This is a genomic window from Humiphilus diazotrophicus, from assembly GCF_059726315.1.
Genome location: NZ_AP040870.1, coordinates 5262171 through 5286117, shown reverse-complemented (window position 1 = coordinate 5286117; position 23947 = coordinate 5262171). Strand labels below are relative to the sequence as shown.

The window sequence follows — 23947 nt, the reverse complement described above, 5'->3', positions numbered from 1 at the left end:
CTCTTCCGGGCCCCAGACAATAAAATATTTCTAATCAGATTTCCCTTTTCAGGAATGGAAATGGAATAGTTGATTTCTTATCTATATTCGGACGCTCATTCCGCCGACAATCTTTTGGTAGATACATCTAAATACCCGAACAAAGAGGAATGTTTTCTTCATGTCCACGCTTCGTAATCTCCCCGTCGCACGCAAATTTGCGTTGGCCTTTGGTGTTGTTTGTGTATTGTGCGTGTGCTTGGGCATCTACGCAGTTACCACCTTTCATGGTCTGAGTAGCGTAAGCACCGGCGTTAGCGAAAATACCTTTCCAGCTGTCATCTATCTGTCCGATATGCGCGGTGCCGTCAACGATGTCCGCCGGGCCGATTTAGACTTGCTGCTTTGTCAGAGTGCAACATGCACAGATAGTGAAGTCGCCAAGCGTCAAAAAGCTCTTGAAACCTACCAATCCAACATGCGGAAATACGAGCCGTTGATCAGCTATCCTGGAGAACGGGAACTGCACGATAAGCTAACCAGCGCCTTCTCTCAATACACCGAAATCAGCAACAAGGCTTTGAGCGCCATTCAGGCAGGGAAAAACGCCGATGCGGTGGATTTGGTTCTGTCCGATGCCACAGGAGCTAAATTAGACGAAGCACTAACGGCAAACGCCGACGACCTAAACCTGAACGCGAAGGCTGGTATTAAGTCCTCCCAGGATGTAACCACCTCCAGTAGCCACGCCACCATCGTCATGGTTGTTGTAACAGTGGTTATCGTCGCTTTGTGCGGAATCATCGGACTGCTACTGACCAAGCTCATTGCCCCGCCGATCCAGCAGGCAACCGCAGCTCTAGAACGACTAGCCAATAAAGATTTGACCGTAAGCGTAGATGTCTTGAGCGAAGACGAAATTGGACGTCTCTCTGCTGCGTTGAACACCAGTGTTGAAGCAATGCACTCGGTTTTAAGCTCGATGGCTCAGGGAGCTGAGATGCTCTCAAATTCAGCAAGCCAGTTGAGTGTTCGCGCAGTCCAGACGACGGGCAACACTCAGGTTCAGACCGACAAGATCAACCAAATCGCCGCTGCAGCGCAGGAGATGACGGCCACCATCGGCGAAATCAGTCAGAACGCTGAATTGGCCTCCGGTGCCAGCCGTAAATCCGCCCAGACAGCCAGTGAAGGTGGAAGCGTCATGAGCTCTGCCTCATCCACCATGGAGCGTATCGCTACGGCCACCGGTTCTGTGGCTGACAAGATGACCTCCCTGGCCCACAGATCCGAAGAAATCGGAAAGGTCGTCACCGTCATTCAGGAGATCAGTGAACAGACCAACCTGCTCGCACTGAATGCAGCAATCGAAGCGGCACGTGCAGGAGAACATGGACGCGGTTTTGCCGTGGTCGCCGGAGAAGTCCGTCGTCTGGCAGAACGCACCAAGAGTGCAACCGAAGAGATTGCCGGCACGATTCTCAGCATCCAGCAGGAAACCACCGAAACCCTCGACGTCATGCAGCGCAGCAGGAATGAAGTCGATACCGGTATCAACGAAACCAGCCGCGCGCGGACCAGCCTCGAAGCGATCATTGAGTCCGCAAAGAATGTGGAACACATGATCGAACTGATCGCGACTGCAGCTACACAACAAAATTCAGCTTCGGGAGAAATTGCAGAATCTGCAAATCAGATCTCCCAGATCTCTATGGAAAACTACCACGCCTCGGAAGAAACATCGGAAGCGTGCAAGAGTCTTTCCAACTTGGCAAGTGAACTCGATGGCATCATCCGCGAATTCACTCTGTCGCAGAATCGCCAGGCAGCAGCTAGCGGCAAATTGGGAGCTCCGGAAAACCTCTCTCTCGTGACCTCTTTTCGCCGGGCATAAATCGAAGTTTGCAACTCCGGATCGCCTAACCAGACATCTGAAGTAAAGAAAAAGTGCGGTACCCTCCGGGGTCACTGCACTTTTCTTTTGCCCTGAAAAGCTGCTCTGCTTCCCAACATCTCCTGGTCAAAAGGACTGTTGCAGACAGTGAAATAAATCACATTATTCCCCGAAATTTCTGCTTTCCGCATGGCTTGTGACTTTAATCACACACGAATAAGTGATACCCGTCACAACGCCTCACGAAAATCCTTTCTAAACTCCTCAAGAAATTCACTTTGCTGTATGGAGCCCCGTAAAAATGTATGGTTTCCCATCGGTTGATCCCATACCGCTGCCCGCGCCTGTTTGGCTGCTAAAGCTATTGCACATCGTCACGCTGGCATTGCATTTTGTAGCTGTCGATTTGCTGTTGGGCGGGTTGCTGATAGCAATTCTGCTTAGTCTGCTAACCAAATCCTCCCAGGCGAGAACAGCAGCTTCGGCCCTTGCGCGCCGTCTGCCCGTGGTCATGACCTTCGTCATCAACCTTGGAGTTCCGCCTCTACTTTTTGCGCAGGTCCTGTACGGACGAGCCCTTTATACGAGTAGTGTCCTCATCGGCGCTTACTGGATCGCAGTCATCTTCCTGCTGATGGCCTGCTATTGGCTGCTATATCGCTTCTCCGCCGGTCTGGACGCCGGCCGCAATGTCTGGTGGATTGGATTGTCCGCCTGGCTCCTGGCTGGCTATATCGCCCGTATTTACTCAAGCAATATGACATTGATGCTTCGCCCGGAAGTGTGGCCGAGCATGTATTCCAATTCTTCCTTAGGAACACACTTACCAACCGGAGATCCGACGATCCTGGCCCGTTGGTGCTTCATGATGGCCGGAGGCATTATGCTCGGCGGTCTATGGATGCTCTACCTGGCAGGACGAAAGAGCTTCTCTCTTGAAGATGGCAAATACCTTGCAGGAGTCGGTGGCAAGATCGCTGTCCTGGGAGTCATTGCACAAGTCACTGCCGGTCTTTGGGCAGTACGTCTGCAACCTGCAGTTGTTCAGGCCGGGCTGCATAGTAATGCTGTTTACAAGACTGCGGGATTAGCATGGCTGGCGCTTATGGCCGTCATCCTTCTCATTGGATTGGTAGCGGGCTTTGCGAAGCTGGCAAGCAATCTATTGGCATGGAGCGTCGCGCTGATAGCGGTGCTGACCATGTTGAGCATGACCATCTATCGCGACGGAATTCGCGATCTGACCTTGTTAAGCAAGGGATTCGACGTGTGGCAACGAACCGTTGTCACGAACTGGAGTGTTGTAGGTCTGTTCCTCTTCCTCTTCGTAGCCGGAATTGGGGTTCTAATATGGCTCGCCTCCGTTATGGCTCGAGCCAAGAAAGTTATGGAGAGTACTGCCTGATATGAGCGATCCAGTCACAGAAAAAGGCACTATTGAACGCGTAGAAGATTCCTATACCCGGCGTGCTTTCATGGGTATAGGCGCAGCCGCGGGCGTGGCCTATGCTGCCGCGCTCACTTATCCAATCTATCGATATCTGGCTTCCCCTGTAGAAATGGCATCCGGGGCTTCGGCAATAACAGAAGTCACACTGAAAGATGCACAAAAGCTGGCTGCTGGCTCCGCCTTGATGTTCAAGTTCGGCAGCTCTCCCGCAATGCTCATTCACCATGCGAATGGCGAATGGGTAGCGCTGAGTGCAGTGTGTACGCATTTGGGTTGCACGGTGCAGTTCGAGCCCTCGCTCAATCGTATCCATTGCGCTTGCCACGGCGGCAACTACGATCCACATACCGGCCAAAATGTAAGCGGACCACCACCAAAACCGCTTACCCGTTATAAGGTCAACGTCGCCACAGACAGCGTTGTTGTTTCACGAGCATAACCGGGAGAAAAACGTGAAAGCCCTTGCAACTTCTATTTACGACTGGGTAGACGAACGTCTTGGTCTCGGAGAGATCATGGCCTTTGCTCGTCACAAGACTGTACCTGTTCACAAGCACTCCTTCTGGTACTACTGGGGTGGAATCTCACTCTTCCTCTTTCTGATTCAGGCATTCACTGGGATCCTGCTGCTCGTTTATTACCGGCCGGGAGCGGATGCCTTTGAATCTGTTCGTCAGATCACATATCAGATGCACTTTGGTTGGTTAATTCGCTCGGCTCATTCCTGGTCGGCGAACTTGATGATCTTTGCCATCTGCGTACATATGTTTTCGGTCTTCTTCATGAAGGCCTATCGCAAGCCGCGTGAGTTCGGATGGTTCTCAGGCCTGGCTCTCCTGCTGATTGCAACAGTATTCGGCTTCAGCGGATATCTGCTGCCGATGGACGAGTTGGCCTACTTTGCTACGAAAGTAGGGTTGGGAATCCCCGGATCCCTACCTGTCGTGGGTCCTCTGATCGCAAACATGATACGCGGCGGAACAGAGGTCAACGAATTCACAGTTCAGCGATTCTTTGCTCTGCACGTTGTCGTGTTACCAGCCCTTTTTCTGCCTCTGCTCGGATTCCATTTGTGGCTGGTGCAGAAGAACGGCAATGCAGCTCCACCTTCCGAAGAGGCAAAACCTCTTGCCGAGCGTAAGACGATTCCTTTCTTCCCGAACTTCTTGCGCAAAGATCTGGCCATGTGGCTCATCACTCTTAACGTCGTCGCTCTCCTGGCCTCAGTCTTTCCATGGGACCTCGGCAAGCAGGCTGACGTGCTTGCTCCCGCGCCTAAGGGAATTCACCCCGAATGGTACTTCATGAGTCCATTCCACCTGCTAAAGATGATCGGTAATTGGCTTCCGGGAGAAATTGGAGAACTTGGAGGCATGCTGCTCTTTGGAGGAGTTTTGCTTCTCTGGCTCCTTATTCCCTTCTACGACCCGACCAGTGCCTCAGGCCAACGAGGGAAGAGAGCCCATTACTTCGGAATCATCCTGTTAGTCGGGTTGCTTGTAACCACAGCTCTCGGCTATTGGGGAGTACGTTAGGACATTCGCTAGATGTGTGCACACAGAGAAGGAAACCGTCACGGAGACACTTCCAGTAGCACACAGGAGAAAGCAGAATTATGAACTATCCATTCTGGGAAGTACCTGTCATCGGCAGCGGATGGGTCATTGGGATCATTTCTATCTTTCATGTGATGATCTCTCATTTCGCCGTAGGCGGCGGACTCTATCTCCCCATGGCAGAACGAAAAGCCCTCAAAGAGAATCGGCAGGATTGGATTCGCATGCTGCACAGCCACTCCAAGTTCTTCCTGATTCTCACAGGCGTCTTCGGAGCGGTCTCCGGAGTTGGCATCTGGTTTTCAATCGGACTTACACAGCCGGAAGCAACCAGTACCCTGATTCACAACTTTGTCTTTGGCTGGGCAATTGAGTGGGTTTTCTTTATCGTTGAGCTCTCCGCAGCTGCCGTCTACTACTACAGCTGGGATAAAATTCCGGAAAAGCTGCATCTTAAAGTAGGGTGGCTTTACGCCGGTGCCTCCCTTTGCACATTGATCATCATCAACGGAATCCTTACCTTCATGCTTACACCAGGCGATACCTGGCTGCATGTTGCAGGTACGGGCGCCGAAAGCAGTAAGTTCTGGAATGCATTCTTCAATCCAACCTACTGGCCTAGCCTCTTGCTCCGTATCATGGTTTGCGTCTCGTTAGCAGGAGTATGGGCTCTGATCACGGCAAGCCGGATCGATGGAGAGAAGGATCCCGACCTGAAAACCAGCGCCGTGCAGTGGAGCACACGCTGGCTGATTCCGTCGTATTTGATGATGCCGATCATCATGATCTGGTATCTGCTCTCTGTACCGGAAACACAACGTGCACTCTTGACCTTGGGAATATCGACCATCGGCTCCGGGACCTTTTCGCAAGTAACTCGTGTTGCACTCATCATCATCATTACCTCGGCAACGATTCTGGCCGTGACCTATTTCATGGCCTACCGCAGTCCACGCGATTTCACCCTATCCCATGCCTGTGCCATCCTCTTATTAGCACTTATGGCCACCGGATCGGGAGAATACTCCCGAGAGATGCTGCGTAAACCTTATGTTGTCGGACGGCATATGTACTCCAACAGCATGCGGGTCAGCTACGTATCCAAAGCAAATCAGCAAGGATATCTGACAAATACGCTATGGCTGGACAAGAACACCAGCCAGCATTTTGCGCAGGGAGAAGCGATGTACCGCGGTCAATGTGGTTCCTGCCACACGCTAACCGGGTACCGTGCGCTCAACCGCTTGCTGGCAGGCCGGGACCGGGCATCTATTGGCAGCTTCATCGATATGCTGCATGAATACAAGCCAGATTCTCCTTACCGCCGCTTTATGCCTCCGGTCACCGGAACACCAGAAGAGCTGAAGGCCCTAGCCGACTATCTGGATACGCAGGTAAATCCTGGAGCACAAAAACCGGCCACCAAGACATTAACCGCACAGCGATAGCAAGAAACATAACTTCCTCACCAGAAATACTCCTAGGGAGCTTCCCGCAAAGAAGCTCCCCTTTCTTTTGCTTCTTCCGCGAACATCATTTACCAATGGGCGGAGCGATACTGGAAGCGGAGGGAAACCGTGTCTATTGCCATCCGACCAGCAAAAGTTACAGAAGCAGCAGAAATCCTGGAACTACAGCATCTCTGTTACCAGAGTGAGGCTGAACTTTACAGAGACTACTCGATACCGCCGCTGCAACAGACACTGGAAGAACTGCAAGCAGAGTTCGCAAGCTATTGCATTCTAGCTGCCACCATAGATGGAAAGATTATCGGTTCCGTTCGCGGCTTTCGCGACGGAGACACTTGTTTTGTCGGACGGCTCATCGTTCATCCCGATTGCCAGAGACAAGGAATAGGAAGCAATCTCCTCCGTGCAATCGAAGATGCGGTCTTAGCAACCAGCTATGAATTGTTCACCGGACACAAAAGCGAAGGAAATCTGAAGCTCTATCGAGGCTTGGGCTACATGGAAACACGAAGGAAACAGGTTTCTCCAAACCTGGAACTAGTCTTCCTATCGAAAAAGAAACTATAGCCACTTCCCTCCCCTGCTGAAGAGCAAGGTTGTGCTTTAGTTTGCAAAATGCCGCTTCCAGCCCAGGATAGGCTTCTCGAATCCATACCAAAGTACCGAAGCCACCGCTGTTGCAACGAGTAAGCGGACTAAAACGATCGCTAAATTGCCTGCCATTCCGTGAGGAGCCATCATCAAGTCAAAATTTCCGAGCAAAGAAAAGACCAGGATGTGGATCATGTAAAGCCCATAGCTCACACGTCCATAAAAGACCAGGCCCCGGAACCTCCAGATTGAGGTGTAAATTCCAGCCGTTCCGTTGAAACAGATCGCAGCGAGCAGCATTCCGGCAAAAAGAAGAGCAAAGGCTGAATCCAGCGCCGCGGGAAAACGGGCAGATGCATAGTAAAGCCCCAAAGCACCTGCAAGAATGACAACGCGAGAGATATTTCTCCAAAGCTTTTGCGTAAGTGGCGCGGAACGAAGAGCGACGGCAACCAGACTCCCCAATGCGATGCCATCCAGATGAATCAGCGTATGGGTCCTGGAAACGGCTCCCGAGAGCCCTATGCGGAGGAAGGGCGAAGCTATAACGATGCCAACAAGCAACACTGCCAGGTTGCGAGGCTGAAACCAGCGGGCCAACGGTGCCCACCCCAGATAGTATTGCTGCTCAATCGCCAGGCTCCAGGTCGGACCCAATGTTCCCGGCAGAGGCATCATAAAGAGGTTTTGCAAAAATAGCGCGTAGTGAAGCCAGGGGGCAGCTTTGGCCTCCGCTAGCCAGGACACACCAAAGATCAGCGGAACACCGAGGTATACGAGGAATAGTAAAAGAACGTATACGGGCCAAATGCGCAAAGCCCTTCGAGCATAAAAATCACGAAAGAACTGTCCGGAAGGAACTGATTTCGATCTCGAATCGAGCACAATTCCTGTGATCAAAAATCCAGAAAGGACAAAGAACAGGTCGACTCCCGCCCATCCCCATTTTGCAAGCGCCAGTAAAGGAGTACCGTTCAGTTTGTCATGACAGTGATACAAAACAACCCACAGAATGGCCAGGCCACGTAGTCCATCCAACTCGGGAATGTGCTTGGGCATCCAGGCGGGGTGTTTTATTCCTACGCCCCTCTCAGAAGACGGCAAAGTGTCGAACTCCGTTGTAGCGGAATTTGATTGTGCAACAGGTATTTTGCATTCTCCAGTAAAGGCGGTCTGTTCCAAAAAACTATTCCGTCCTGATCCAATCGTGCGTATCGGAAATCTTTAAGAGGGACCCAATTTCCCAGAAGGTGCGATCTTTGGCTGAAGGGCAACCCACTCTTTTCAGCTACTATTGCGAGGGTTCGCGAGTGTAGGCTCTCTCTATCCTAAATTCATCCTTCGCCAATGAGCACCGCAAACGATGGATTTTGGGACCCATCGGTACAATTTCGTTCTCCAGACCACCTTAAAATACTCTATTTCACTTAAAAATTCATTTTTACAATTTGATACAACAAAAATATTAATAAATTGAATTTGCAAATTGACTTTATTAATCATGAAATGCATTATGTTGGAGAGAAGGAGATTGATCCATGTCCGTACGCCCTCATAGAACTTCCGATTGGCAGGAACTGACCAAGATGACTCAAGGCCAGCCGATCATAGTTGAAAGGGTACGGCTCACAGAAAAGGAAGTTGCAATTGAAGGAGCTTTTGAATTACCGCAACTGGCCCGACTGACAGCTGAAGATCAGGTATTTGTTATGGCCTTCGTCCGCTGTCATGGATCTATCAAGGAGATGGAACAGATCTTTGGGGTCAGCTATCCAACGATCAAGGCCAGACTGACTCGTATTGCCGCAAATCTTGAGTTCGTAGAAAACAATCCCACTCCATCGCGCAGTGAAATTCTTGAAAGGCTCAACCGCGGCGATATTACTGCCGAAGAAGCTATTCGTGAACTGGAGGCGAGGAAGTGATCCCTTTTGCCGCTATTATTCACTGGCATCATAGCTGTAGCAAGAAACACCAACTGTGGCTGCCACTGTTTCTTGTCTGGCTTTTGTTGTTGCCTCTGCTGATCGTCCTGTTTCCATTTGTGTTTGTAGTTGGATTGTGTGTCCGAATCAGCGCAACACGCCTTTATTTTGTAATTTGGCAAATCCTTACATCGTTAAGACATACGTTGGTCGAGGTAGAAAACCCCGGAATTTCTTTAAGAATTCGTATTGTCTAAACCGCTTTATCTTCGAACATGGTCCAGCAAAGTACCGTGACAGATGGCCATCCTTTCCACCTTCTGTCATGGAAATAGATATCAGCCATTGTGGTTCCAATTTATATCTTCGTTGATTTCGCTTTAGGAATAAGGAGATTGACATGAACGAGAATAGCCGCCAGGTTTTGGAAATGCTTGCTAACGGCAAGATCAATGTACAAGAAGCAGAGCGCTTGATAGCAGCACTAGGAAGCGAAGCTCAGTCCTCGACTCCTGCATCCTCAGAGGTCAAGCAGAAAGCTAAGTACATTCGTGTAACCGTCGATACGGAGACCACCCCGGGGAAAGCGCCCTCCAAAGTGAATATACGGGTACCGATGCAATTGCTGCGCTCCGGGGTACGTTTGGCAGGCCTGATTCCAACACAGGCTCGAACTCACGTCGAAAATGCTTTGAAGAAGGAAGGCATTGCCATAGACCTGGCACAGATACGCCCTGAGAATCTGGAAGAGATCGTAGATCAATTACAAGATCTGACCATTGATGTCGATGATGATAAAGCCAAAGTCAGGATCTTTGCGGAATAGAAGACGAAGAGCAACAGAACCGGAACCACAGAGAGTAGGGTCTCCTGTATCTACAAGAGACCCATGCGGCAACTCCGCTCTTAGGGCTTCAGGCTCTCCATTACTTCCAAAGCGAATCTGGCGGAGACAGTAGCCGGCCCGCCACCCATCTCGATTCCAACCTCGATAGCTTCGAATATCTCTTCAAAAGATGCCCCTGACGCAGCTGCCTGCTCAATATGCCACTGCATGCAAGACTCACAATCTTTTACAACAGAGATGCCGACGGCAATCAATTCTTTCTGCTTCTTCGACAAAGCGCCATCGGAGTAGGCTGCTTTTTCCATTTGAAGAAAGCCTTCATATACCTTGGATCTCAAACCGACAAGCTTTGCATGGGCCTTCTTCCGTCTGGCAGTTATCCTCTCTAATTCATCCATACTTTCTCTCTCGTTCTGACCTCCCATCGCGATACCGAAATTGCTGCCGATACCGTACTTCGTTTGTAGCTCATGGGAAATGATAACGAAATTGATGGAAAGGGAAACCCGGCAGCATTGGTCTGTTAGCAGCAGCACTACCGATGTCGGCAGTATCTTCTCCAATCGAGTGAGGCGCACCTGATGCTCGATCTACTCGGCACACCAACATACCGTAAGAGGACCTTACAGATGCTCTATGGATGGAGTTGGAAAGTGAATGGACGCTTATCTCCATTACACTTATTAGGCTTGGTTACAGCTGTACACTCTATCTGGACACACGACAAGCTACCGAGAGAAACAAGCTTCTCACGGTGACCTTAACTACTCACCGAAGCCCGGTTTGCAGATGAAGGACAGACATAAAGACAGGTCCCCCCTCCGTTAGTCTTCAACAAGAAACAGCGCCGCATCCGAAATTACACAGCCACTACCCAGGCAGAGCTTGAAGCAGAGATCCTTGCTGTAGTCCGTACAAACGGTAAGTACATTCAGTAATTGAAAGTTGAAATATCTCTCTTGATCTTTCCCCCGACTCTCCACTAACTGATCTTGCTAACTACAGCTACTACGATCTACACCACTAAACAGAAAACGCTGGAGGAGTGGCCCCGGAAGTGGAAACCAACTTACCAGCTTCCTGCTAAGCATGCGTAGCAAATCGCCGTGAGATGATGACAAAATCCTCTCACTTCAACACTGGGCAATATTCCCCTAATACATAAAGCGCGATTCAGGAGGAAAAAGCACCAAACCCAAAAAAATTATTTGCCGCGGAAAACAAAAAGGATTGAGAGAAATGCTGAAGTTCAGGTGGGAATGACTGGCGGAGAGGGGGGGATTCGAACCCCCGATAGCCTTGCGACTATGTCTGATTTCGAGTCAGGTGCATTCAACCGGGCTCTGCCACCTCTCCGCATTAGTTCCAACTCACATGTTCTCAATGAGTTGCGCCTAGCGGGCCAAACTTGTTTTATTGTACCATTCCCGGCAGTCATTCCGAGGAAAGCGTTTCATTCCGTTCCTGGTTGGGAACACTCCGCTTGCCAAGACCCATTCCGATTCCAAAATGATCTTGGTCCAAATGGATATGGCATATCGGAAAAGAGACAGACCAATCCGAATCATGATTCTGAATGGGAGGATTCTTGGAAACAGGAAAATAGGAATTTTCTAACCGGATTTAGGAAGCTTCTAGATCTGGTTGGTACATGAACACCTTGTTATTACTAGGGAAAGAAGATGGGGAGGACCAAGCCCCTACTAACGCGCTCTTGTCTTTGATCCTTGAGCAACCGGCTCAGCCTTAGCAGAAGAGACTTCCCGGTGCGCAGGACGCCCATCCAGAGTACTTCTTGCAGGAGGCTGTTTCTCAGAAGCTAAATTTTGCTGTGCAGTAATTCTGTCCAGTTGGTACTGAAAGATGTCCTGCTTGCGAACGGAGGACACGTACATCTCTCTATGTTGAAGATGGTCTGATATCAGAATCATTGCAAGCGAGCACAAAGCGCCCATTGCCAGTATCACCAGCAAATACCAGATCAATTCCATGAGATGCAAACAACTCCAGCACTCTTTTACACACACCTGGCTGATAAATCAAACCTACCAATCAACCAGTGAAGCTTGAGGATATCACTCAAGTTACCCTATGGCGCACTATAAATTGTGATCCACAGGGAAATACTGGAATTGTTACAACTATGTTTCAAGAGGTACGAAGCTTTTTCCTCAATGTTTTCGCTGTTTTTTCCTCTGAATGTCCATAAGCCCCCTTCGGAACTCCTGTTGACTGACGGACATTGAGAGTTGTTAGAATCGGAGCGGGCTGTACGAAAGGAGCGTTCGCCTTGCGTCCGGATTGATCCTTCAAAGCTTCAAAAGCCGCACGGCAAAGATCTTCACGCGAGAGCTGAATGCTGGTGAGCGGTGGAGATACGTACTCCGTAAGGTGGATATTGTCGAAGCCAATTACGGAGAGGTCTTTTGGTACATCCACTCCGGCTTGCGCTAGAGCACGAAGAACTCCGATCGCCATCAAATCGTTCGAACACATCACAGCGGATATCGGCTGATCGCTCTCCAGTAACTGCGCCGCTGCGGTAACGCCACCTTCTACTGTGTGATCTCCACTAAAGAAAATAAGACTATCTTCTGGGCAACCAATTTCAGCCATACCCCGGACGAAGGCATTTTTCCTCAAGCGGCTTGAAAGCTGCTCTTGGGGACCACAAATGAAAGCAATGTTCCGATGCCCAAGAATGGCTAAATGTTGTACGCCCTGCCGGAAGCCAGACTCGTAGTCAATCTTTAACCCGACCATGCGGGTCCCAGGAGGAGCTTCGTCGACAAAGACGAGAGGAATATTCTGTAGAGACAATTCCTCCAGTTGGCCCCGCAGAGGAGCCTCCACACCGAAGGTCATCACAGCCACGCCATCTACCTTCCGTTCCAAAAGCCTGCGGATTGAGCGTTCCATCCGCAAAGGATCGTGGTTGGTGGAACTGATCAGAATTTCGTATCCACTGTCGAGAGCTACATTTTCGAAGCCTTGAATCAGTTCCGGAAAGAATGGGTTTGTAATCTCTGGAACAAGAAGCCCAAAGATATGGCTACGACCGGAGACGAGAGAACGAGCGTGCGTGTTGGGATAGTAGTTTAGCTCCTTGATGGAACGCCAGACCTTCTTGGCCAATCCTTTATCGACGCTCGGAATATGGTTGATAGTTCTTGAGACGGTCGAGATAGATACTCCGGCGTGCTTGGCCACATCGCGTATATCAATACGCTTTTTCCCGTGATCTGCTGAAGGTGTCTTAGGCATGATTAAGGAACCACTATCTTTCTTCTTCCGAGGTGGGAGCCGACATACAAGTCACACGTACCCCAGACTCCTGAAATCTTGAATCGGAAGAGCTCCGACCGCTATGCAAGCCGCATCTACCGGGCTCTTCCATAATATTCTCTACTGCTCCATAGCTATCTTCGGCCAGCCACCCTCCCAGGCAATTGTTGAAACTTGTAGTGCAGGTTTTCCATCTGTCGCACCATAAGCATGGAAGACCATGATAGCCGGGCCGTTGGGCTGCATCAGAACAGATTGTCCGCCCGGACCTAGCCATCTCTTGTTTGCCACCATTACTTCCGAGCCTCCGCCTTCGGCCAACGCCCTCCCGGATTTATCCAAATACGGTCCGGTTACCGAGGAAGATCTCCCCACGACAACGTGATAGTTGCTTTTTACACCACGACAGCAAAGATCCCAAGAGACAAAGAGATAGTAATAGCCATCATGGTAAACAAGGAACGGCGCCTCCACTGCCTGCCAATCCGGAGGAAGACCGGGCTTCGCCGGTTCTGCCACAGTAGGTTTTGTCCTGCTTGCCAGTGAATAAAGCTGCGAATTTGAGGCGGAGAGCTTGCCTGTCGTCGGATCGAGCTCGCGCATCTTGATCCCGCTCCAGAAACTGCCAAACGCTAACCAAGTACGCCCTTCCTTATCGACGATAAAATTTGGATCGATAGCGTTGAAAGTATCGGCTTCAACGGAACGCAAAACCAGACCTTGATCCTCCCACTTGTAATCCGGACTCCTGGGATCGAGGGTCTTATTCGTCGCCAGAGCTATTCCAGAAGTATTTTTGCCAAAGAGAGAATAGGCATAGTAGAGACGGTATTGCCCTTTGTAATAGCTAATATCCGGAGCCCAAAGCTCTTCCGTTCCAGGGCTCTCTTTCCTGATCCAGGCTGGAATCTGATCGAAGACCTGGCCGCAAATCTTCCATTGCTTCAGGTCCGGCGAACAGCGAATCGTGAACTGCCCGCCCAACTTCGTCTTTCCCGTAGCAAAGACATAGTAGGTATTGCCGTCTTTTGCTATCGAGGGATCATGCGTTCCCTCATATTCGCCCGACAAGGTATACACCTCAGGAGCCTGGGCCTGTGAAATCAGGCAGGCTCCTGAGCAAAAAGCAACTGTAAGACTTGCTAAACCGATTTTTCTTAACAGCTCTCTTTTCATAGAGAGATCTCCAGTTTGGTGACCGAAGCAGGTGGGAAGGTAAAGTTCAATAGACCTCCATTTATCTGCACGGCCGCCTCCCTGGGAAGCACCACATCTGGATTCTCCAAAGTACTGTGCGCATGAGGATCACTGTTCGTCAGCACGGTAGCCTTGGCGCTGGAGACACTTCCCGAACGCAAATTGATCTGAGTTTCCCGTGGCTGATCAAGGCTTGGATTTACGACGGTCAAGATCACCGACTTATCTCTTCTTGAAGCAGAACCACGCAACCCCCAAATATCGGAATCCTTCCCGTCGCGTAAGTAATGAACCTTCGGAGCAAGGAAGTCAGCACGTACCGACTGAGCCCCTTGATGAGCGGAATACATATCGAAGACATGGAAGTTCGGAGTGAGGGCAAACTTGTCCTCATGCGTCAGGAAGAGCGCATTCAGACAATTTACTAACTGCGCACAGGCCGCCATTCCAACTTTATCCGCATGACGATTGAAGATATCCAGGGTCATCGCCGTGTGAATAGCATCGCGAAGCGTTATCTGTTGACCGAGTTGATGGGTCGGATCAACCTGAGTACCAGGTCGGTACCAGGGACCATATTCATCGACAACTAATTTCACCCGATGCTGCTTGTCGTACTCACCGAGGGCAGTCCACTGATCCTGAACAATCTTCTCCATCTGGCTGCCTTCACGCAGCAGTTCATACCAATCGACAGCCTCGAAATTAAGGGCCTCTCCTTTACCTTCCACCCAATCCCGGGTCTTTCCTCTACTCAGATTCCATGTGTAGTAGTGAATGCTCCAGCCAAACATATTGCGCGGGAAGAAGGATCGATTGCCGGTTAGATTTTCAAAGAACCGGCGACTCCAATCGACATCGAAATCATTCGGTCCGGAACCGATAAAAGCAAGATCGACTCCATAGCTTGGAACCCAAGTGGCAAAACGGCGAAATTCCGTCGCATATTCTTCAGGCGTAAAGTTGCCGCCGCAACCCCAACTTTCATTCCCTACACCCCAGTAGCGAACATTGTAGGGCTCAGGAGAGCCGTTTGCGGCACGCTGCTCGGCGAGCGTCGTACTCCCCGCAGGCGAGTTGCAGTATTCCACCCAGTGATCGAAATCAAGAGGAGTCAAGCTGCGAAGATTGGCGGCTAGATATGGTTGGGCATTGGAAAGTTTGCAGAAGCGAATGAACTCATCCGTGCCGAAGGCATTGTCCTCGTACAGTTGAACGGGATTCTTCCCCTTGATACGGCGAGAGTCAGAATCATCTACCCAGAAATTTGTACGTCGCGGACGTTTACTGCGCGCTCCGATGCCATCTCGCCAATCGTAACTGTCGGCAAAGCAGCCTCCCGGCCAGCGAACAACAGGGATGTGGATCTTCCGAAGCTGTTCAACAATCGCTTTACGAATACCACCGATATTGGGAATTGAAGACTTTTCGCCCACCCATATTCCGTCATAGATCACGCCACCGAGATGTTCGGTGAACTGTCCATAGATCTCCGGAGCAATCGTCCCGATCGGCTCGTCTAGAAGGATCTCAATTCTTGAATCAGCTGAAGCTGCCCACATCTTCCGGCTGGATAACACCAAGCCGGCACCTGCCAGGGCAGTTCCCTTGAGGAAACTGCGTCTTTCCATCTATCCCCCGTTTCCGAAAACGTCTCTTGCCGACGTCTTCACGGTTCCCAGATCAATCTGTTTATCGCTGAAGAAGTTCTCTCTTTCAGATGGAGAGAAAACATTCCCTCAATGATTTCCGACGTTTTACGCAATTTATAAAGGAAATGTCAATTAAATTCCGCAAAGTCGTCATTTTACTAGATAACGTTTTCTCAAATGAAGACTTTTCCTCTAGACATGAAATTTGTGCCGGGGAAAACACAGAGAGAAGAGACTGCCTCGGGACAAGCCTCTTCCCCTCAACAATTGGCGCTACTGAAATTCAACATCCACAGAGAATTGTTTTGGGGTGTCTCCGCAAAACGGAGCTATCGAAATCTTTTGTTTCTGAGGTTTGCCATGCTCTTGCAAGGAATTCAAGGGCCTGCGGCTCATAGATTTGCCATTTACCTTCTTCACCCGTCGCAGATTGCGCAGGAAGAATCGACCAAACCCCGGACCTCCTCAGGCCTGAAAGTTGTTCCACCTCCCGAGCGCACAGTTCACCAGAGGTAACCAGCCAAGTGGCATAGGGAGCCCAACGATGCGCCGTCAATATTCCTGCCATGGGGCCAGAGAGATCAGGAGCTAAGGGGATTAGAGTCATTGGCCGCTGTTCACAGGAGACCCCAAGGCCGTATGTCGGAAGATTGAAAGGCGGGAAAACCTCCTCCCACTTATGCATTGAAAACGGGTTCTTCTCGACCCCGATATACATTGGGCGGCGCATCCAAGTCTCCTGCATCCAGCTTTCCAGGAAACTCAAAAACGCAGAAATTCGATCGCTATCCCAGGACAGACACGCTTTAACCTCTGTTATGGATTCTGGTGGCGACAATTCCCCTCGACTCGCCATCCAGACTTTGGGCAACGGTGTGTTCTTGTGTCCCTCGACGAGAATCAGATCATGATCCAGAGCAAAACCGGCAATCACATCCTCAAGGCTGAGTAGAGTATTCTTACCCCTGCGCAAAAACTGTTCTTCACTTCCACGTAGAGCTACAGCGGCCCCCGCTCGAAAGAACCGGTCAGAGTCCTTACCCTCGCGATCTACTGAAAATCCATGTGCGTCATGTTTGACTACTGCGACCGCAAGTCCTCGCTGGACAAGGGTACTGACAACTGATTCCAGTAAGGTAGTCTTTCCTGAACCCGAATAACCGCATACTGCTAATACCGGCGTTCCGAACATATCAAGCGTCCTGAGTCTAATAATAAAAGGCATCTTCAGGACGGAAAATGTCCACGCATGAATTAATCTCTCTGGAAATACCCCTGGCACTAAAACTTGTCAGGCACAGGTGCGCGAAGGGATTACAGCATCGGAATCATTCGCAACTTTCTCAACAATCTGCTCGAATTCCTTGGCACGATGCTGATGTGTATGTTCTTCAAGAATTCTGGCCTGAGCCGCCTTACCTATCCTCTGCCGTTCTTGTTCCGAAAGCCCGCTGAGGATATCCCGGATCTCATCGCCATTCTTAGGAAGCAGAATCTCTGAACCTGGACAGAAAAACTCCTCTATCCCAAGCCACGTATCGGAGAGAATTGCTGAGCCACAGGCAGCGGCCTCGAATAATCGCACCGAAGGAGAGTAACCAGCCTGAACCATAGCGAGACGAGTCAGATTCAATGTAAAGCGAGAGGAAGAATAGAAGTACGAATGCTCCGCCGGAGCAACATGTTCCAAATGCCGCACGTTCTCCGGCAATGCTAAGTCTGCCGGATACTGCGCACCCGCAATCAGGAATCGTCTCTGCGACATATTCCTGGCAGGATCAATCAGCAGGGTCTCGAGTTTTGGTTGACGATCCTCAGAATAGGTCCCAAGATAGCTGAGGTCGCAAGCATAAGCAGCCTTAGGCGCTTTCAACGAATGAGCGCGAGGGTCGACAGAGCAATAGAGAGGATATGCGCGTTGCACACCGAACTCCGTCACTAATTCATCCAGAGTTGGGCCCCCGGTGAAGGTCAGATAGGCGTCGAAGCCAGGAAGAAGCTCCGAAGTGATATAACCGCTATTGCCTGTCTTACGCAATGCTGCAAGCGTAATAGGAGTATCGATATCGTAAAAGAAGACAGGCAAGTCATCACGATCGAGAAGAAGGGAGGCGGCTTCAATTCCGTCAGGGAAATAGGAGCCAAGAATAACCGCGTCGCTCTCTTTCACTTCCTTTTTGAGCCAGCTCTTCGCTTCCTTCCATTCACGATACAGTTTTAACCTGCAGTAGTGAGGAGCAGGAAGATCTCGATTATTTCTGTACCACTCTACGTCTTTCTCCAGGAACGCAATCTCGTGACCGCGTTCAGCTAACGCCCTACACAAAGAGCGGAAGGTTGTTGCGTGTCCATTCCCCCAAGATGAAGTAATAGTCAAACCGAGAAAGAGAAGCTTCATGCTACGGCTCCTGCATCCGATATAGAAACTACGGTCCTATCTGCACGTAAACTTCGTAAAACTGTGTCGACATTTATGGCTCGTTGCCTGTAGGTGTGATCCCTTAAGGCACGACGTCGAGATCTGGTGCCTACGGAGACTGCTTGCCCCGCACCGTATGTTTGCAGATATCGCACGATATCGTCGGCAGACCGCGCAACCAGGATTTCTTTCTCCGGTTCAAAGAACTTCTCAAGTCCGGGCCAGTTATCGCAGATAAGACAAGCTCCGCTGCCTGCTGCTTCAAAAACACGCGTCGGTGGAGAGAATCCAACCGCTGCCATCGAATCCCGATTGATGTTCAAAACCATTTGAGCGGAGCAATTCAGCACATTGTGCATGCCTGTTGGTACATGCCCGATCCAGCGGATGTTCGAAGGCATATTCTTGCCTCCCCAGCCTTCCCCACCCAGGATAAAGTTCTTGTCGGACATTCTCTCCGCAACTTCTATAAACATCTGCTCGACGCGCCGTTCACGATCCGGCAGCCGATTTCCTACAAAGAGAAGGTCACATCGATAATCTTGATCGGTATCTACCGGGAAATGCGTATCTGGATCGAGTGCATTGTAGACAGGGTGGCAACTCCTGGCACCAAAGCGCCTGTAATGCTCGATCACCGGTGCTCCGCCTCCGTATGTCAACACAGCATCGTAAAGTGGAATCTGCTGGCGAAAAGGATCGTTGCTATCTTGTTCCAGGCGTGCCAGCGTCGCAGGTGCATCGACATCCCAAAAGATTGCCAGGGCTCCATGCTCTCTTACAGAAAGGACCTCTTCTTCCAGAGCACAATCGTCGGCGCCCAACCCGCTATGTTTGACAACTGCATCAGCCTGATTGCCATATTGCTTCAATACCTCTCGATATTCGCCTGGTCGATAGACCACCGACTCTACGTATGAATATCGTGAAGCATCCAAATGCTGCTGCCGTCCATAGCAGTCCGGCTCAGCAAATACAATTTCGTGCCCAAGCTTGGCGAGTTCTTTATAGATACCCCGGTAATATGTAGCTGCACCATTCCAATAAGAAGAGAGGATGCTTGAACCGAAAACCAGAAATTTCACTGTAATAGCTCCTCGCAAATTTGAGTAAATTGTTCCGCACGATGTCCACAACTGTGCCGTCGTGTCACCGTCTCCAATCCGCTTGCAGCCTGCTGCTTGCGCGCCTTTTCATCAGCTAACAATTCTCGGATGGCACTCCGCATTTCCTCTCCGCTCCTGACCATCCGAAAATCTTCGGGACGGAAGAGTCCCTCCGAATCAATCCACGGGGCGCTGATCAGTGGAATACCACAGGCAAGAGCTTCGAAAACACGTATCGTTGGAATGCCTACTAAGGTGCTTGCATACTCCTTGCGAAGCACATGCAACGTCAGGAGAGATTCGGCATAGCTACACGGAGCGGAGAGGTTCGGCAGATATCCCCGAAATTCGATTCCCGCATCGGACAGTGCCCGTAAACCCGCGTCAGGGTAACGCACCCCGTACACAACAAAATGATTTTCCGGAAATTCCTTTGCAGGCTGGATGAGAAACTCATTCAGTTCTTTCGTTCTCTCATCATCTCCCCAATTGCCTACCCAAACCACATCCACTTTCTTCTCTAGCGAGAGGGGACAAAAGACCGATATATCTGCAGCTTCGTGGAAGGTCCACACCTTTGTTAGCCCCCAACGCCGAAGATAAATCTGCCGAAGCGACTCGCCAAAGGCCAGCACTCCGTCAAAACGCTGTATCTGTAGTCGTTGCAATGTCTCTGGCGTCGAAGAAGCACGATGATGAGTATCGTGAAAAATAGCCTTGCTTCGATAACGATCTCTCGTAGCGAGAATAGCATTGACTATCTCGGGTTCATTCCATTCGTGAACAAGGATAATGTCCGTATCCTTCAGTTCCTTCAACAAAAACTCTTCGAAACCTGTTTCAAGGCGATACGTGCAAATATCCAGATCGGGGTATGTGCTATAGAATCTGTCGCGTGCCGTTTCCCCTGTTTCGCCTTCTATACCAATCAGATTCCGATATGACCATCCCTCTTCAGGCTCATAGCAACGCACCTGGTGCCCCATAGCCACAAGGTTTCTCATGAGACCACGAAGGAAATGCGCGTTGCCATTATTCCAATCGGAACGAAGAGAATGAAAAAAGGCTGCGATCCGCAAGGACATTATTGGCACAATCCTTCCCGAACGAACTCTCCATATAGACGAAGATAGCTGTCAACCATCTGTTCGCTATCCAGATGTAACCGTGCAAATTCCCGAACACGCTTAGCCGCGCGGGAAATCTCTACCAGGTTTGAAGCAAGCCAATTGAGCAATGCAGTTAAAGACTCTGGATTATTTCGCTCGAAATAAAAAATGGAGTCACCCCATATCTCCCGTAACGAAGAAAGGTCATTGGCAACTACTGCACACCCGCAAAACGCAGCTTCAACGGGAGCCAGACCAAAGGGTTCATACCGAGAGGTAACGACATAAATGGCACTTGTTGCCAGTAGATTACGGACATCTTCTCTCGCCAAAGAACCCAGATAGTGCACCCCATGGAAAGATGCTTCGGGATCTGCCGCGTCTCTTCCAGATGGAGGAGCAATATCCCCGGCAACATAAATCGGCATGCTCGTGCGCACATCTTCGAGAATGCGCACTTGCTTTCCGGCATCCCACAGCCGCCCTACCGTTACCACTCGTAATTGCTTCCCCTTTTCAAGATCCCAATCGGCACGATTGCTCCCATTAGGAATCACATGAAGCGGAGCAAGGTCGCCATAAATCTCCCGAATTTGCGAAGCCATCCAACTCGTAGGGGCTATGACCGCGTCGGCACCTTGAAGTCCGTTTTGTACTGTCATCCGATAGAAGCTGATCCAATCCGAATCGTGTGGATCGGTATCATAGACAGCCCGCCACCAGCTGAACACGTCACTATGAGCAACAACAATCTTGGGAATCTCGACAGGGAGTGCCCCATAACAAAACTGGTTGAAATGCAGGAGGTCCGGCTGCCTATCCTCGATAAGGCGGAACAGGAACTCTGCAGATTGCTTTAGGTCGTAGGCGCAGTCTTCCATCCATTCAAGCTTGTAATCGGTAGAGATACATTCAAGCTTTCCTGGACCGATACCGCTAAGGCGGCAGATGTCGTTCCATTGAGGCTCCAAGAACCTTCGGCCTAAGGCCACAAGACAAACATCCACGCCTCTCCTCAGATATCCCCCGACCAAATCGCAGGCATAGGTCCAGACACCACCTACGGTATCTGCGGTCATGAGCACGTGCATTCGAGATCCTTAAGCTCGGCTGGTTGCTGGTCCTGAATGTCGCTATAACCTTCGCGACCAAACAGGCTCAGGTAATACCGATGAGCACGCTCCCACGCCATTTCATCGGGAGCTTCACCGAACGTCTGCAAATACAAAGGGCTTCCCGGGAACGGGAACATCGGTACCGGTTCACTGACCCAAACACCATGCCGCCGTAAAGTCTCCTGCCACGCATGAGTCTGAGTCATATCATCGGAGGGAGTACGAATCAGATTCGCCTGTACCCAGGGAATCTGTTTTCGGGCATAAAGAAGGAGTTCGGTAATTCGCTCAGTGGTCAATCTGCAGTTTTTATTCAGAGACTCGCGCCCTTCCTCACTAATCGACTCGATACCGCATTCCATCGAAATACAGTGGGCACGAGCCAACAGCTCGAGAGATTCTTCCTCCCACAGATCGATCCGGGTCTGAAAGCCAATGGCTATAGGACGTTTAGCAATCTCTTCAAGCAGGCGGCGAACATTCTTCCCGACACCAAAGATCTCATCGATGAAATAGACATATCCAACGCCCCGGCTGATAAGGTGATCCAGTTCGGCAAGAACAACGTCCACTTCGCGCTCCCGGAATTTATTCCGGAAGAGTGTCTTATTGCAGAAGGTGCAGGACCATGGACAGCCTCGCGCAAACTCCAGTTCAGCACCCAAGCCCGAGGTCTCTTGGAATACGTGATGCTTATGGGTATGACGTTCAACGGGGTAGTCGGAAAAATCTATCGTTGATAGCTTATGCATCTCCGCCACGCCCAAACCATGGCCGAGATGAACTCCAGACTCATCCTGCCAGCAGCAGCCGGGAATGCTCTGCCAGGGCGTATCCGCAAGCATGGGCAATGTTTGATCGTGTTCTCCCTGAAGAAGAATATCGCAACCCGTCTTTCGCAGCGCTGCCAGAGGCGTTGCCGAACCATGAGGTCCGATGAGCACAGTCTTGCCGCTCACAGCCGAGAGTTCTTGAATCCACTCCCGTGGAACCCTCAACTCAGGTTGGGGACAACGCCAGAAGAGATAAGAAGGTGCAGAGGGAACAACAAGCCAATCCGGATGGAAAGACGAGACTCTCCTGCGCACATCCGCAATACTGGAGTCTTCCATAAAAGCATCGATGAGCAATACATCGTGACCATGCCTGCGAAGTTCCTCTCTCGCATGAAGCAGTTCGAGAGGAAAATGCGGATCTCTGCAACCGAAGTAGGTAGATCCCTCAAATGTCCATACCGGATTCACCAGAGCAAATTTCATGCAACGCGCTCCACTCCCACAGGCTGGGCATCTGTACCTCTGGGGACTTCCTGCATACGCAGATTCTTTTCCCAGAAGGCAGTAATGTCGTCGAGAATCATGTCGAGACTTCTTTTAGGCATCCACCCTGTGTGCTTGGATAACTTACTGTGGTCTGTTATGTAGAGCAGTTGATCTCCGGGACGCACCTGCGCAAAATCGCAGTGGGGCGTCTCTCCACGAAGTTCTTGTATGCGCTTGAGAATTTCGAGAACAGATGCTGCCCGCCTTGTACCGCCACCGACGTTATAGACTTGCCCCGCCGTGACGCCCTGATTCGCTCGTACCGCACACATCGCTTCAACCAGATCCTGCACGTGAAGAACATCTCGTACCTGACGGCCATCGCCATAGATCGTAATCGGCCGATGCTGAAGGGCGGAATAAAGGAAGTGAGCAACCCACCCCTGGTCCTCGTTTCCGAACTGACGCGGACCGGCAATGCAGGACATCCGAAAAACTACGGTAGGCAAATTGTAGATACGCGCATAATCGTGTACATACTGATCTGCAGCACCTTTAGAACAACCATAAGGGGAATGAAAATCCAGGGGACAATCTTCTTTTATCCCTGCCATATTGGGATCGCGGAACCAGTAGCGTGTGGATTGCCTGGATAGCTGAAGATCGGGCAATGCTCCGTAGACCTTGTTGGTCGAGGTAAACAAGATGAACGGTCGCAGTGAAGAAGCACGCGCTGCCTCCAACATGTTCAGAGTCCCTCGCAGATTTACTTCGCAATCGGATACGGGGTCTTCAAGAGAAGTGGTAACTGCAACCTGCGCAGCGAAATGATAGATGTCGGTGGCATCGCTCGCCGCTCGCCGTAATGCTTCACGGTCGCGCACGTCGCCTCGGGTAATGGTAAGGCGGGAAGAATTCGTAAGGGCCGATAGCCATCTCAAATTTCGCTCGACACCCCAACGAGAAAGATTGTCGAAGATATGCACCTTGACCGAAGGATCCTTCAACAGGTGGGCCGCAAGATTTGACCCAATAAAACCTGCACCTCCGGTAATCAGCACATTTCGGCCTGTACTCTTCTTCATGATTCC

At 50.5% G+C, this 23947-nt stretch carries 21 protein-coding genes and 1 tRNA gene; 8 read left to right on the top strand and 14 right to left on the bottom strand.

Going from position 1 to position 23947, the window contains the following annotated elements:
* The first annotated feature begins 160 nt into the window (after positions 1-160).
* From AC6I7T_RS21875 to AC6I7T_RS21850, 6 genes are all read left to right on the top strand, one after another.
* Positions 161-1873 carry a HAMP domain-containing methyl-accepting chemotaxis protein gene (locus AC6I7T_RS21875; RefSeq protein ID WP_497789793.1) on the top strand — a complete coding sequence of 571 codons (1713 nt, stop codon included), beginning with the start codon at positions 161-163 and terminating at the stop codon, positions 1871-1873.
* Between the two features lie 301 nt (positions 1874-2174).
* Entirely contained in the window at positions 2175-3278 is a 1104-nt protein-coding gene (locus AC6I7T_RS21870; protein WP_497789791.1) for a hypothetical protein, read from the top strand.
* A gap of 1 nt (position 3279) precedes the next feature.
* Positions 3280-3762: a QcrA and Rieske domain-containing protein gene (locus tag AC6I7T_RS21865; RefSeq protein ID WP_497789790.1), complete on the top strand. Its 483-nt coding sequence runs from the start codon at positions 3280-3282 to the stop codon at positions 3760-3762.
* Positions 3763-3775: 13 nt separating this feature from the next.
* Positions 3776-4858, top strand: coding sequence for a cytochrome b (locus AC6I7T_RS21860; protein ID WP_497789789.1), 1083 nt, complete (start codon positions 3776-3778; stop codon positions 4856-4858).
* 80 nt (positions 4859-4938) lie between these two features.
* Positions 4939-6327: a cytochrome ubiquinol oxidase subunit I gene (locus AC6I7T_RS21855; protein ID WP_497789787.1), complete on the top strand. Its 1389-nt coding sequence runs from the start codon at positions 4939-4941 to the stop codon at positions 6325-6327.
* Positions 6328-6456: 129 nt separating this feature from the next.
* The gene (locus AC6I7T_RS21850) at positions 6457-6915 is read left to right on the top strand and encodes a GNAT family N-acetyltransferase (RefSeq protein WP_497789786.1); all 459 of its coding nucleotides are present in this window, start codon (positions 6457-6459) and stop codon (positions 6913-6915) included.
* A gap of 36 nt (positions 6916-6951) precedes the next feature.
* Here the strand turns inward: AC6I7T_RS21850 and AC6I7T_RS21845 are convergent, their stop codons facing one another.
* Positions 6952-7998, bottom strand: coding sequence for an acyltransferase family protein (locus AC6I7T_RS21845; protein ID WP_497789785.1), 1047 nt, complete (start codon positions 7996-7998; stop codon positions 6952-6954).
* Positions 7999-8477: 479 nt separating this feature from the next.
* Between AC6I7T_RS21845 and AC6I7T_RS21840 the strand changes: the two genes are divergently transcribed.
* Both AC6I7T_RS21840 and AC6I7T_RS21835 read left to right on the top strand, forming a co-directional pair.
* Positions 8478-8864 (top strand): DUF2089 domain-containing protein, encoded by a 387-nt coding sequence (locus AC6I7T_RS21840; RefSeq protein ID WP_497789783.1) that lies wholly within the window; start codon positions 8478-8480, stop codon positions 8862-8864.
* 400 nt (positions 8865-9264) lie between these two features.
* Positions 9265-9690, top strand: coding sequence for an SHOCT-like domain-containing protein (locus AC6I7T_RS21835; RefSeq protein WP_497789782.1), 426 nt, complete (start codon positions 9265-9267; stop codon positions 9688-9690).
* An 80-nt stretch (positions 9691-9770) separates the two neighbouring features.
* Here AC6I7T_RS21835 and AC6I7T_RS21830 read toward each other — a convergent pair whose 3' ends face one another.
* From AC6I7T_RS21830 to AC6I7T_RS21770, 13 genes are all read right to left on the bottom strand, one after another.
* Positions 9771-10289: a carboxymuconolactone decarboxylase family protein gene (locus AC6I7T_RS21830; protein WP_497789780.1), complete on the bottom strand. Its 519-nt coding sequence runs from the start codon at positions 10287-10289 to the stop codon at positions 9771-9773.
* Between the two features lie 686 nt (positions 10290-10975).
* Positions 10976-11067 (bottom strand) — tRNA-Ser (locus AC6I7T_RS21825).
* Positions 11068-11414: 347 nt separating this feature from the next.
* Positions 11415-11702: a hypothetical protein gene (locus tag AC6I7T_RS21820; RefSeq protein WP_497789779.1), complete on the bottom strand. Its 288-nt coding sequence runs from the start codon at positions 11700-11702 to the stop codon at positions 11415-11417.
* A gap of 157 nt (positions 11703-11859) precedes the next feature.
* On the bottom strand, positions 11860-12975 hold the full coding sequence (locus AC6I7T_RS21815; RefSeq protein WP_497789778.1) for a LacI family DNA-binding transcriptional regulator: 1116 nt from the start codon (positions 12973-12975) through the stop codon (positions 11860-11862).
* A gap of 141 nt (positions 12976-13116) precedes the next feature.
* Positions 13117-14172: an arabinan endo-1,5-alpha-L-arabinosidase gene (locus AC6I7T_RS21810; RefSeq protein WP_497789776.1), complete on the bottom strand. Its 1056-nt coding sequence runs from the start codon at positions 14170-14172 to the stop codon at positions 13117-13119.
* Positions 14169-15824 carry an alpha-L-arabinofuranosidase C-terminal domain-containing protein gene (locus tag AC6I7T_RS21805; RefSeq protein WP_497789775.1) on the bottom strand — a complete coding sequence of 552 codons (1656 nt, stop codon included), beginning with the start codon at positions 15822-15824 and terminating at the stop codon, positions 14169-14171. Before AC6I7T_RS21805 ends, AC6I7T_RS21810 begins: the two co-directional genes overlap by 4 nt.
* 304 nt (positions 15825-16128) lie before the next feature.
* On the bottom strand, positions 16129-17037 hold the full coding sequence (gene mobB / locus AC6I7T_RS21800) for a molybdopterin-guanine dinucleotide biosynthesis protein B (protein ID WP_497789774.1): 909 nt from the start codon (positions 17035-17037) through the stop codon (positions 16129-16131).
* Positions 17038-17136: 99 nt separating this feature from the next.
* Positions 17137-18243: a CgeB family protein gene (locus AC6I7T_RS21795; RefSeq protein ID WP_497789773.1), complete on the bottom strand. Its 1107-nt coding sequence runs from the start codon at positions 18241-18243 to the stop codon at positions 17137-17139.
* Complete coding sequence (locus tag AC6I7T_RS21790; protein WP_497789771.1) at positions 18240-19349, bottom strand: CgeB family protein; 1110 nt, start codon at positions 19347-19349, stop codon at positions 18240-18242. The genes AC6I7T_RS21795 and AC6I7T_RS21790 overlap by 4 nt, the downstream gene beginning before the upstream one ends.
* Positions 19346-20455 carry a CgeB family protein gene (locus AC6I7T_RS21785; RefSeq protein ID WP_497789769.1) on the bottom strand — a complete coding sequence of 370 codons (1110 nt, stop codon included), beginning with the start codon at positions 20453-20455 and terminating at the stop codon, positions 19346-19348. Before AC6I7T_RS21785 ends, AC6I7T_RS21790 begins: the two co-directional genes overlap by 4 nt.
* The gene (locus AC6I7T_RS21780) at positions 20455-21558 is read right to left on the bottom strand and encodes a glycosyltransferase family 4 protein (RefSeq protein ID WP_497789768.1); all 1104 of its coding nucleotides are present in this window, start codon (positions 21556-21558) and stop codon (positions 20455-20457) included. Before AC6I7T_RS21780 ends, AC6I7T_RS21785 begins: the two co-directional genes overlap by 1 nt.
* Entirely contained in the window at positions 21555-22853 is a 1299-nt protein-coding gene (locus AC6I7T_RS21775; protein ID WP_497789766.1) for a TIGR04295 family B12-binding domain-containing radical SAM protein, read from the bottom strand. The genes AC6I7T_RS21780 and AC6I7T_RS21775 overlap by 4 nt, the downstream gene beginning before the upstream one ends.
* Entirely contained in the window at positions 22850-23941 is a 1092-nt protein-coding gene (locus tag AC6I7T_RS21770; RefSeq protein ID WP_497789764.1) for a GDP-mannose 4,6-dehydratase, read from the bottom strand. The genes AC6I7T_RS21775 and AC6I7T_RS21770 overlap by 4 nt, the downstream gene beginning before the upstream one ends.
* Between the last annotated feature and the right edge of the window lie 6 nt (positions 23942-23947).